The sequence below is a fragment of the Burkholderia sp. MSMB1078WGS genome, from assembly GCF_001528895.1.
Taxonomy (GTDB): domain Bacteria; phylum Pseudomonadota; class Gammaproteobacteria; order Burkholderiales; family Burkholderiaceae; genus Burkholderia.
The window spans coordinates 26,143-36,415 of record NZ_LPDI01000018.1; the positions used below are offsets into that span (position 1 = coordinate 26,143).

The 10,273-nt window shown below is 65.4% G+C and carries 12 protein-coding genes and 2 pseudogenes; 5 read left to right on the forward strand and 9 right to left on the reverse strand.

The features are described 5' to 3' along the window. The 3 genes and pseudogenes from WT24_RS03750 to WT24_RS03760 form a co-directional block, all read right to left on the reverse strand. A pseudogene (locus WT24_RS03750) lies at positions 1 to 1,205 on the reverse strand (MFS transporter). A gap of 370 nt (positions 1,206 to 1,575) precedes the next feature. Further along, the gene (locus WT24_RS03755; protein WP_060031357.1) at positions 1,576 to 1,854 is read right to left on the reverse strand and encodes a hypothetical protein; all 279 of its coding nucleotides are present in this window, start codon (positions 1,852 to 1,854) and stop codon (positions 1,576 to 1,578) included. Continuing rightward, complete coding sequence (locus tag WT24_RS03760; protein ID WP_060031360.1) at positions 1,848 to 2,162, reverse strand: hypothetical protein; 315 nt, start codon at positions 2,160 to 2,162, stop codon at positions 1,848 to 1,850. Before WT24_RS03760 ends, WT24_RS03755 begins: the two co-directional genes overlap by 7 nt. A 431-nt stretch (positions 2,163 to 2,593) precedes the next feature. Between WT24_RS03760 and groES the strand changes: the two genes are divergently transcribed. From groES to WT24_RS03775, 3 genes are all read left to right on the forward strand, one after another. After that, on the forward strand, positions 2,594 to 2,911 hold the full coding sequence (groES, locus tag WT24_RS03765) for a co-chaperone GroES (RefSeq protein ID WP_006482399.1): 318 nt from the start codon (positions 2,594 to 2,596) through the stop codon (positions 2,909 to 2,911). An 80-nt stretch (positions 2,912 to 2,991) separates the two neighbouring features. Continuing rightward, positions 2,992 to 4,614 (forward strand): chaperonin GroEL, encoded by a 1,623-nt coding sequence (gene groL, locus WT24_RS03770; RefSeq protein WP_059791208.1) that lies wholly within the window; start codon positions 2,992 to 2,994, stop codon positions 4,612 to 4,614. Positions 4,615 to 4,727: 113 nt separating this feature from the next. Next, positions 4,728 to 5,015 carry a hypothetical protein gene (locus WT24_RS03775; RefSeq protein WP_060031363.1) on the forward strand — a complete coding sequence of 96 codons (288 nt, stop codon included), beginning with the start codon at positions 4,728 to 4,730 and terminating at the stop codon, positions 5,013 to 5,015. Positions 5,016 to 5,117: 102 nt separating this feature from the next. On the opposite strand, the gene WT24_RS03780 is transcribed toward WT24_RS03775, so the two are convergent. The 6 genes from WT24_RS03780 to WT24_RS03805 form a co-directional block, all read right to left on the reverse strand. After that, positions 5,118 to 6,023 (reverse strand): manganese catalase family protein, encoded by a 906-nt coding sequence (locus WT24_RS03780; protein WP_060031366.1) that lies wholly within the window; start codon positions 6,021 to 6,023, stop codon positions 5,118 to 5,120. 593 nt (positions 6,024 to 6,616) lie between these two features. Next, a complete protein-coding gene (locus WT24_RS03790) occupies positions 6,617 to 6,898 on the reverse strand; it encodes a hypothetical protein (RefSeq protein WP_059500094.1) in 282 nt (93 codons plus the stop codon). Positions 6,899 to 7,226: 328 nt separating this feature from the next. Continuing rightward, positions 7,227 to 8,519, reverse strand: coding sequence for an NRAMP family divalent metal transporter (locus tag WT24_RS03795; RefSeq protein ID WP_060031372.1), 1,293 nt, complete (start codon positions 8,517 to 8,519; stop codon positions 7,227 to 7,229). 84 nt (positions 8,520 to 8,603) lie between these two features. Next, positions 8,604 to 8,825 carry a hypothetical protein gene (locus WT24_RS35195; protein WP_257127423.1) on the reverse strand — a complete coding sequence of 74 codons (222 nt, stop codon included), beginning with the start codon at positions 8,823 to 8,825 and terminating at the stop codon, positions 8,604 to 8,606. A 107-nt stretch (positions 8,826 to 8,932) separates the two neighbouring features. After that, a complete protein-coding gene (locus WT24_RS35200) occupies positions 8,933 to 9,118 on the reverse strand; it encodes a hypothetical protein (protein WP_257127424.1) in 186 nt (61 codons plus the stop codon). Positions 9,119 to 9,179: 61 nt separating this feature from the next. Then, positions 9,180 to 9,782 carry a TetR/AcrR family transcriptional regulator gene (locus WT24_RS03805; RefSeq protein WP_059500092.1) on the reverse strand — a complete coding sequence of 201 codons (603 nt, stop codon included), beginning with the start codon at positions 9,780 to 9,782 and terminating at the stop codon, positions 9,180 to 9,182. Positions 9,783 to 9,945: 163 nt separating this feature from the next. On the opposite strand from WT24_RS03805, the gene WT24_RS34155 reads away from it, so the two are divergent. Continuing rightward, positions 9,946 to 10,185, forward strand: a complete 240-nt coding sequence (locus WT24_RS34155; protein ID WP_156441744.1) for a hypothetical protein — start codon at positions 9,946 to 9,948, stop codon at positions 10,183 to 10,185. A gap of 11 nt (positions 10,186 to 10,196) precedes the next feature. Next, positions 10,197 to 10,273, forward strand: a pseudogene (locus WT24_RS34160) (sel1 repeat family protein); the annotation flags it as partial.

A 10,273-nucleotide genomic window follows, 5' to 3' on the forward strand; every position in this document is an offset into this window, starting at 1 on the left:
CTAGGCTTCCAGGCCCTTCTGCACGTACCACGACAACGGCAGTGTCAACAGCAGGACCGAGGCCAGCGCGAGCAGCGCGATCGGGACGCCCGCGATGTCGCCGAGACGGCCGAAAAGCACCGGCGACAGCGCGCCGCCGCCGATCGTGCCCGTATAGAACAACGCGAACGCCTGCTCGCGCTTGCCGACACCGGCCAGTTCCGGCACGACACCGTAGAGCACGGACGATGTTCCGTTCAGCGCCAGTCCAAGCAGCGGCAGCATCGCCATCATGGCGAAGAGCGGCGAGAACACAGCGAGCGCGATCAGCAGCGACGTGGCCGACTCCGTGAGCCACACCGTCTTCATCATCCCGATGCGCGCCCCCAGATAGCCGCAAAACAGCTTGCCGAACGCACCGCCCACGAACAGCAACGTGAGCGCAAGACCGATACCGGCAGTGCCAGCTCCCTTGCTTTTGAGCAGGAACGGCAGAAACGTCAGAAAGCCCATCCGCACGGCACTGTCGAGGGTGCCGGTCGCGAGCAGCGCATGCAAGCCGCCGGACGAACCGCTGCCGGAGGCCGCTTTCGGCGTCTTGTCGCGTGCCGTGCGCGACGAGTCGCGCGACGGAATCAGCCACCACAGCAGGCCCGCCGAAACCACGCCCAGCAGGCCGATCAGCGTGGCGCCGGTGCGCCACGTCACGACCGTCAACAGAAGGCCGATCAGGCCTGGTATCAGCGTCTTGCCGATGTCTCCGGAGAAGTTGTATTGGGCCAGCGCCTCCTTCACGCCGCCGCCTGCCTCGTAGGAATCGGTGACCATCGACGATGCCAGAGGATGCTGCGTGCTGGCGCCCAGGCCGCCCAGCGCCAGCGCGATCAGCAGTACCGTCAGCCCACCGGCTGACCGGCGATGAGATAGGCAACGCCCGCGAGGGCGGTCCCGGCCACCAGCATGCGCTCGCGCCCACATCGCCGCGCTGCCTGGCTCGCAAGCAACTGAAAACTCGCCATCACGCCGGAATAGAGCCCGCGTAACAAGCCGATCTGAGCGTAATTGAGTGCGAACTGGGCCTGCCAGATCGGAAGCAGCACGTAAATGACGTCGGTCAGCCCGTCGTGGACGGCGTGCGCGCCGCAGGCGGCGATCAGCGAGCGACGACGGGACGGATCGGGGACATGCAGTGCCTCACGAGAGACTGCGCTTTTCAAATCGCTCATTTTGTTGATTATGTGCCGGATGTTGGTCGCGGTTCGCCATCATTCCTGGAGACCAAGCGGCGGAGTAGCGAGCTCGTTGGGGTGGAAGTATCGCGAATTTGCCGCAGGCGATCGGCAATTCAGATACGCCGATCCGTGCTTCCGGCTATCGACGATATCGATGTGCTCGCCGATTGCGGGCAGTGCCGGGCTACGCGTAGGACGCGTCGATGATAAACCAGAACGTTCCTCGGTCGGCCTCGTGTGATTGACCGGCGAGGCCGAGCCGTCGATCCGCTTCCACGAAGCGGAGGGAATGGCCCACGACAGGCCTGGCGACGGCACCCCATGCCGTTCGCGTCGGCACCGCGCCGCTGCCCCGACCCTCGCGTCATCCGGCCTCGTCCGAGAGCGACACGGGCGCAGCATGCTGACCGTCGCGCTCTGCCGTCGCCTCCTGGCTCCGGCGGAAACCGGTATCGGCCCCGAGCGCATGAAGGATCGATCGGCCTTTCTTCGTCAGATATGCGCGCGGACGGCCGGGGGCGCCATGTTCGAGCATGACGAGTTGTCGTTCGAGCAACGCATCGAGTTCGGCGCGATTCATGTCGAGCTGATCCGGCGCCTCGCACACCAGCATCAGCGTCGCGAATTCGTGCGGGCTCAGCATGGCCGCCTCCCGTCGCGCACGGAGCCGCCGCCGGCAGGCGTGGCGAAGAAAAATGAAATATGGTGCAGCGCGCGTCCGCGGGTGGCGACGCGACGGCGCGGCAGCTTCGGTCGGCCGATCATGGCGGGTGGGTCGATGCGACGCAACGCGAACGGCTTGCGCGCGGCGCGTACTCGAGCACCGATCGGCGCGAAGCGACCGTTGCCGTTGCGCGCGACTCGCAGGCCGGCCGACAGACCCGCGACGACGCGTCGTGGCCGGCGGCCGACTTCCGTCAGCCGATCGGAGGTAAGGAAAGGATCGTTCATGATTCGCTCCCGGTTGGACCTCGCACGGAGGACGAACCGGACCACGCGCTCCAGTTCGTCGATCCGCGAGAGGCCTCGCTGACAAACAAATCGAAACACGCAGCGCGTAAGCCGCGGCTGCTTGAGCGATACCAAAATAGGACGGCAAGCGCGGATTTCAAGCGCCGTTTTTGCGATGATTCGCGCGGCCCGTCGAGGCCGCACCGGCGCGCGTCGCGCGGCATCGCGAGACGCGCGACGGTCGGACGAACGCGGTTCTGGTCTGAAACATTTTGTTACACATGCGCTTTCTTCCCCCTCTTGAAGCGCGCCTCACGCGCCACTATTTCGCTTTTCGCCAATCGACGGCACGCCGGCGCATCGCGGCCTTTGCGCGTGCAGGCGCTGGCGGATTCCCTTTTCCAGGTGATCTCATCGCTCAGGAGATGAAAATGCAGATTCGTCCCCTCTACGACCGGGTTATCGTCAAGCGAATCGAACAGCAACGGACGACGGCCTCCGGCATCGTGATTCCCGATTCGGCCGCAGAACGGCCCGAGCAGGGTGAAGTGATTGCGGTCGGCAGCGGCCGGCTGCTCCAGGACGGCTCGCAGCGCCCGCTGCAGCTCCAGGTCGGCGACCAGGTTCTCTTCGGCAAATATGCAGGCCAGACCGTGAAGGTGAACGGCGAGGAACTGCTCGTGATGCGCGAAGAGGACGTCATGGGCGTACTCGAACCCGAATCGCCGGCTGCCAGGAAAGCGGCCTGAATACCGATTCGACCGCGTCGCACGGGTAGGAGCCCGATGCGCGCGGCATCTCGTTCAACGACTGTATCCGGAGCAAGAAAATGACCGTAAAAGACGTGAAATTCCGCGATGGCGCCCGCCAGCAGATCGTCAAGGGCGTGAACGTGCTGGCCGACGCGGTGAAGGTGACGCTCGGCCCGAAGGGCCGCAACGTCGTGATCGAGCGTGGCTTCGGCGCGCCGGTGATCACGAAGGACGGCGTGTCGGTCGCGAAGGAAATCGAGCTGAAGGACCGCTTCGAGAACATGGGCGCGCAGATCGTCAAGCAGGTCGCGTCCAAGACGGCCGACGTGGCCGGCGACGGGACGACCACCGCCACCGTGCTCGCGCAGGCGATCGTGCAGGAAGGCATGAAGCACGTCGCGGCCGGCATGAACCCGATGGATCTGAAGCGCGGCATCGACAAGGCCGTCGGCGCGGTGCTCGATGAGCTGCGCAAGCTGTCCCGACCGATTTCGACCCACAAGGAAATCGCTCAGGTCGGCGCGATTTCCGCGAACTCGGACGACGCGATCGGCAAGATCATCGCCGATGCGATGGAGAAAGTGGGCAAGGACGGCGTGATCACCGTCGAGGACGGCAAGTCGCTGGAGAACGAACTCGACGTGGTCGAAGGCATGCAGTTCGATCGCGGTTACGTGAGCCCGTATTTCATCAACGATCCCGCGAAGCAGGCGGCCTATCTCGACGATGCGCTGATTCTGCTGCACGACAAGAAGATTTCCAGTATCCGCGACCTGCTGCCGATCCTCGAAGCGGTGTCCAAGACCGGCAAGCCGCTGCTGATCGTCGCCGAGGATGTCGAGGCCGAAGCGCTCGCGACACTCGTCGTGAATTCGATGCGCGGCATCCTGAAGGTCGCCGCCGTCAAGGCGCCGGGTTTCGGCGACCGGCGCAAGGCGATGCTGGAGGATCTCGCGATCCTGACCGGCGCGACGGTCATCTCGGAAGAAACCGGCAAGCAGCTCGACAAGGCCACGCTCGAGGATCTTGGCAGTGCGAAGCGTGTCGAGGTGCGCAAGGACGACACGATCATCATCGACGGCGCGGGCGATGCGGCGCGCATCGATGCGCGCGTGAAGTCGATTCGCGTGCAGATCGACGAAGCGACGAGCGACTACGATCGAGAGAAGCTGCAGGAGCGTGTCGCGAAGCTCGCGGGCGGCGTGGCGGTGATCAAGGTCGGCGCGGTCACCGAGGTCGAAATGAAGGAGAAGAAGGATCGCGTCGACGATGCGCTGCATGCGACGCGCGCCGCGGTCGAGGAGGGCATCGTGCCGGGCGGCGGCGTCGCGCTGCTGCGTGCGCGCGCGGCGCTGTCGGACATCCGGGGCGCGAATGCGGACCAGGACGCCGGCATCCGGATCGTGCTGCGCGCGCTGGAGGCGCCGCTGCGCATCATCGCGGCCAATGCGGGCGACGAGCCGTCGGTCGTGGTCTCGAAGGTGCTCGAAGGCACGGGGAACTTCGGCTACAACGCGGCGACCGGCGAGTACGGCGATCTGGTGGACGCGGGCGTGGTCGATCCGACCAAGGTCACGCGTACCGCGCTGCAGAACGCCGCGTCGATCGCGAGCCTCGTGCTGACGACCGATGCGACCGTCGCGCAAGCGCCGAAAGAGGACGGCGCCGAGCCGGCTCCCGCGCCCGAACTCGGCTACTGACCTGCATCGCAGGCTCGCCTGCGATCGTCGAACAGCCGCTGGCCGGAGCGGCTTTTCCCGGCGCGCGCGACAGCGGGGCGCGCCGCCGCCTTTTCATGCTTGCGAGACCGACCATGAAGCTCGAACTTTCGATCGATTCCAGGCCGCTGCAAGTCGAACTCGACGACGTCATCGCCGGCCTGCTCGCTGCGCGGCTCGGCCTGCCGCCGGAGGGCGATCATCGCGGCGCGATCGGCCGCTACCTCGGCGATGCGGCGGGGCCGTGGACGCTGGATGACGACCATATGCGCAAGCGCGTGATGCGCCGCCTGATTCTCGACATCGCCGATCCGACGCTGGTCATCCAGTACCTGATGGCCGACCAGACCGACCAGAGCGGGCCCGGCGAAGCAGGCGAGTGACGCGCGCCGAACGCGCGTCCGCCCGTCCGGCGACGTATCCAGCGCGCCTCCTGTCGCTGCGCCGGCGCGTCGGAATCGCCGTCGCGCGCGGGGAACCGCGACTCAGGCGCCGTCCGGCTTGCCCGGCTTGCGGCCTTGGGGAGCCGGCGGACCCGCGCCCAGCTCGGCACCCGTCATCGGGTCGCTGTTCGGATCGGAGGCGAGTCGCTGCGCCATCGCCTCGATGGCGTCCGCTTGCTGCGCGTCGAGCATGCCTTCCGCAATACCGCTGCCGCCGTCGACCGCAGGTTCGGCGGGGCGGATTTCGAGTTCGCCTCCGTGGTTCCATGGCCCGACCAGCGGTGCCGCGTCCGGCTGCATCCGGAAATACACGTGATCGTACGGCGCCTTCGGCGGCAGCTTGCCCGGCGGGAAGTTCGCGGTGATCGCATACAGCGCTTTCTCGAACGACATCTGGTGCGACACCTCGCGCGTCATCAGGAAGCCGAGCGCGTCGCGGATATCCGGATCGTCGGTCACGTTGATGAGCCGCTCGTAGATGATCTTCGCGCGTGCTTCGGCCGCGATGTTCGAGCGCAGGTCCGCCGTCGGTTCGCCGATCGTGTCGATGTACGCGGCCGACCACGGCACGCCGCCCGAATTGGTCAACGGCGCGCCAGCGCCGTACAGCACCTGCGTCACGTGGCTGTCGTTGCCCGCGCCGTGCAGCTTGCGGTACAGCTCGGCCTGTTCGTCGACCGCTTCGGCCAGCTCGCCCTTGGCGCCGCGATTCAGCATCGCGGCCATCGAGCCGATCACTTCGAGGTGGCTCAACTCCTCGGTGGCGATGTCGAGCAGCATGTCCTTGCGGCCGGGATCTTCTTCGGTGATCGCCTGCGTGAAATAGCGCATCGCGGCGGCAAGCTCGCCCTGCGGGCCGCCGAACTGCTCGAGCAGCAGGTTGGCGAGTCCCGGATTCGGCGCGCCCACGCGCACCGTGTACTGAAGCCGTGTGTTGTGGATGAACATGGCATCTCCGTTGAAAGGGTTGCGCGACATTCGCCCGGCCGAATCAGCACGAATCGATCCCGTGGGCGGCCGACGGTTCCGGGCATGTGCGATGGCGGCCGATGCGGGCCGCGACAGGGGCGGCTTCTCGTGGGCGCTGGTACGGTTCGTCGTGCGGCACGCGTGCATCGTGCCGACGGGCGCGACTCGGCGCAGACGTGAACCGGCGCCGGGCGACGAAGCAGCGATCGTGCGATCGGCTCGCGACGGGCAGCGTCTGGCGGGCGACGCTGCCCGCCGTCGATGCAAGGCGCCGCATGCGAACACGGCAGAGACGGCGGCGACCGAGCGCGCGTCGCGTGACCCGCGGTCGGCGGCGCCGGATTTTCAAGCGGTTGTCATTTCGGCTGCATAGGCCGTGTCACGCCGGCATGAGTGCGGCGCGATGCGGCATGCCGACGATGCGCGGGACCGGCCGCGTCGCCGATGCGCGATGCCGGTTTCGCACGGGAGTACAGAAGGCGACGCGCGACGGGGGCGACGTGGCGCCGCATTGTCGGTGAGCCTGACGACGACAGGCGCGCGGGCCGAGCGGCGCTAGCGGACATGCCGCGTCATCGCGCTTTCAGCATTTCGTCGGCGAGCCGATACGCGCTGACTGCGCGCTTCGATTCGTAGTCGGCGATCGTGGACACGTTGCGACCGGCGTCACGCGACAATAAACCCTGCAGCGCGGCGGCGGCGAAGAAATCGCGAAGATCCGGGGTGGCGGCTTTCGGCTCGGGTGGAACGGGCTCGACGAGCGGATCCGGCTTCCAGAAAACGGGCGACAGCGGCGACGCTTTCGATAGAGCGGCTGTCTGCTTGATGCTCACATTCTGGGACAACGGTGTCATGTCTTCCCCTTCGATCAGGTATCAGTTGGTGAAGTAGTGAAATATCCCCGATTGAATGAGCGAGCATCGTGTCGTTTTTTTTGAGCGGTACTAATGATTGATCGACGCGAATATTCGCCGGTAATACGGAATCCGTCAAAGAAAATAAATTGGCTCCACCTGGTGTGTCGGAGGAGCAGGATTCGTTCCCGCTCGGCGCAGGGACGAAGCGGTGTTTTTTGCGAACCGGAGTCGATGGTATGTCGGCATGGATGACGTTCCGGTGACGCGCCGCGAGACCTCGTTGACCCTGACTTTTTCATGTCGACGGCGGTCGATATGGTGCGATTTATCCCGGCACGAACACGCCCATCGCCGCGATCGCCATCGCGAGCGTCGCGGTCCATCCTCCCCACGCAAGCGGGCCTCTGACGGCAAACTTGCCCATGACCCGTTTGCTTCCCGCCATCAGCATCATCACGACCATGATCGGAACGGCGCTCACCCCATTGATGACGGCGCTCCAGTAAAGCGCGCGGATCGGGTCGAAATGCATGAACGTGAACGCGATTCCACCGACGATTGCCAATGCGATCACCGCATAGAATTCGGGCGCGACGCCCAACTGCAGTGCGAGACTGTTGCGCCAGCGAAACGTGCCGGCGGCCGCATAGGCGGCCGATCCCGCAAGCACCGGCAGCGCCAGCAGGCCGGTGCCGACGATGCCGAGCGCGAACAGCACGTACGCGAAGTGACCGGCAAGCGGCTCGAGCGCCCGCGCGGCGTCCGCCGACGTTTTGACGTCGATGCGATGCGCGTTGAGCGTGGCCGCTGCCGTCAGCACGATGAAGAATGCAATCACGTTCGATACGCCCATGCCGAACCACGTGTCGAAGCTGATCCGGCGCAACTGCGCGGGCGCCTGGCCCGGCATGCGCCGCAGCGGCCGCTGGTTCGGCACGGCGTGCAATTCTTCGACTTCCTGGGACGCCTGCCAGAAAAACAGGTACGGGCTGATGGTCGTGCCGAGCACGGCGACGACCGTGGTCAGATAGGCGGCGGTCAGTTGCGCATGCGGCATCACGATCGCGCGAGCGACCTCCGCCCAGTCGACCGGCACGATGAGGGCGACCGCGACATAGGCCAGCAGCGTCAGCGCCGTCCATTTGAGCAATCGCGCGTAGCGGTCGTACGGGACGAACACCTGCAGCACGACCGACATGCCGCCGAGGCACACGATGTAGAGCTGTTGCGGGCCGGGCAGCAACAAATTGACTGCCGCGCCCATGGCCGACAAGTCGGCCGCGATGTTGATCACGTTGGCCGCGATCAGCAGCACGACCGTCGCGTACAGCAGCCATCGCGGATAGTGCGTGCGCATGTTGGACGCGAGCCCCTTGCCCGTCACGCGGCCGATGCGCGCGCTGACCAGCTGGATGGCCGTCATCAGCGGGTACGTCAACAGCAGTGCCCACAGCAGTTCGAAGCCGAATTGCGCGCCCGCTTGCGAGTACGTGCCAATGCCGGAAGGATCGTCGTCAGCGGCGCCGGTGACCAGACCGGGGCCCAGGCGGCGGACCCACGTGACGGCGTTCGGGGCCGGGTCCGTCGGCTCGGGCTGAAGCAAATCGTTGTCGTTCATGATGGCGCGCCTCCCGAGGAGTGCAGCAGGCGCAATCGCCGTGCCCGCTCGATGGGTATCTCGCGCCGGCGGCGCAGGCGGGCATCACGGTCCGTTCAGCGTCGCCGTGTTGCCCGCGTCGACCGTGATTGCCTGTCCCTTCGACACCAGTCGGCCGCCGGCCATGCTTCCGCCGCCGAGGCGCAACTTCAGGAGCGCCGGTTCGTTTGCATCGAGTCCCGACAGATAATCCAGACCGTGCAGTCCCGCGCGATCATGGAACGGGATGAACAGGAAGAGCAGAACTCCGACGTGGGGACCGGGCACTGGGTGCGGATGTCGAGTCGCCGGGCAGAGAACGGATAGTCGTCGATATCGGTTGCACCCGCATCGAATCGCTTTTGGATGGAGAGCGGCGTGACGGCGTAGCGGAGTTAGACGTGATCGGCCCACAGCGTGTTGTCGAGCGACGCCGGATCTTCGGGGGTGTACGCAACGATCGTGAGGCCGTTCCGGTCCCGGTGCTGGATTTCGTATCGGCTGACATCTATCGACTTGCAGCCGGCACACGCGATTGTCGCAGGCGGCGCGAAACAGATCAAACGCATCCGGTCATGCATGTCGTCCTCCCGCGCCTCGCGGTTTCGGTTCGCCTGCAATACGACGGTGCGCGACGTGGCGTTACGTCCGGCTACCCGCACCGTCGGCGGCCGAGCCCGTTGCGTGCATCGCCTGGTCGAGAAGGGCATGCGCGGCTTGCCACGCGCGCGCGGCCGCCGCGGAGTCGTTGAACGCCCGCGCTTCGACCGTGGCGCCGTCCAGCAGCATCATGAAGACGGTCGCCAGCCGGTTTGCGGTTTCGGCCGGCACGAGCGCTTCGATCAGTTCGGCGATCCATTCGACCATTTTGCGACGATAGCGGATCGCGACATCCGAGATCGGTGCATAAGCGGTGCCGAATTCGGCCAGCGCACGCTCGAACAGGCAGCCGGCAAATTCAGGTGTCCTGAACCATGCTGCGTACCAGTCGAAGATGGTCTTGACGCGCTCGACCGGATCGACGACGTGCTGCAACTGAGCGTCGATGCTGCCGACGATCAGGTCGTAGCGCTGGACCAGCACTTCGCGGATCAGTTCGTCCTTGCTCGCGAAATGCCGGTACAGCGTCATTCGGGCGACACCGGAATCGTCGATGATCCAGTCGACGCCCACCGGGTGGAATCCGTGCCTGGAGAACAGTTCGGTCGCTTTGTCTACCACCAGCTGGCGTTTGTTGGCTCGCACGAACGGCTTCCTCCTCGATATTTCAACGGCGTAGACCGATTATTCTAGCATCATGTCGGTGCATGAAATCGGCCTCCCGGCTCTGTTTGACGGCAGTTCGGCCCCGCCAGTCTTCGCTTGTCGAGCCGGTTATCGAGTCGTCTTGACTATTGGATAGACCGATATGTATCATTTGAAGCCAGTGAGCAGCGATCGTATTGCGTGGATTAAAGAGACAGAACGGAGCAGGTTCCTGCGTGCCGTTTTCCGCCGTATCAGCCGCTGCAACGATGTTTCAAGACGAAAAGAGAACCTGAGAGAACCTTGGTACGCGGGCCCGCGGACGATGTTCGCTGCACCCCGCACCGGCCGGGGCATGCTCGCGGGCGAGCGCGCGAAGCAATACGGCGCCAATGAAACGTGAGGAAAATACCCATGTATCGCCGTTTACTCGCACCGGGGCTGCTGTTGCTGTTGGCCGCGTGCGCGCAGGATCCGTCGGTTACCGCCGG

What these genes read in the sequence shown, in the direction of transcription:
- WT24_RS03755 (WP_060031357.1), bottom strand. Translation starts at nt 1,854, where the DNA reads ATGCTGAGCCCGCACGAATTCGCGACGCTGATGCTGGTGTGCGAGGCG.
- WT24_RS03760 (WP_060031360.1), bottom strand. Translation starts at nt 2,162, where the DNA reads ATGAACGATCCTTTCCTTACCTCCGATCGGCTGACGGAAGTCGGCCGC.
- groES (WP_006482399.1), top strand. Translation starts at nt 2,594, where the DNA reads ATGCAGATTCGTCCCCTCTACGACCGGGTTATCGTCAAGCGAATCGAA.
- groL (WP_059791208.1), top strand. Translation starts at nt 2,992, where the DNA reads ATGACCGTAAAAGACGTGAAATTCCGCGATGGCGCCCGCCAGCAGATC.
- WT24_RS03775 (WP_060031363.1), top strand. Translation starts at nt 4,728, where the DNA reads ATGAAGCTCGAACTTTCGATCGATTCCAGGCCGCTGCAAGTCGAACTC.
- WT24_RS03780 (WP_060031366.1), bottom strand. Translation starts at nt 6,023, where the DNA reads ATGTTCATCCACAACACACGGCTTCAGTACACGGTGCGCGTGGGCGCG.
- WT24_RS03790 (WP_059500094.1), bottom strand. Translation starts at nt 6,898, where the DNA reads ATGACACCGTTGTCCCAGAATGTGAGCATCAAGCAGACAGCCGCTCTA.
- WT24_RS03795 (WP_060031372.1), bottom strand. Translation starts at nt 8,519, where the DNA reads ATGAACGACAACGATTTGCTTCAGCCCGAGCCGACGGACCCGGCCCCG.
- WT24_RS35200 (WP_257127424.1), bottom strand. Translation starts at nt 9,118, where the DNA reads ATGCATGACCGGATGCGTTTGATCTGTTTCGCGCCGCCTGCGACAATC.
- WT24_RS34155 (WP_156441744.1), top strand. Translation starts at nt 9,946, where the DNA reads ATGTATCATTTGAAGCCAGTGAGCAGCGATCGTATTGCGTGGATTAAA.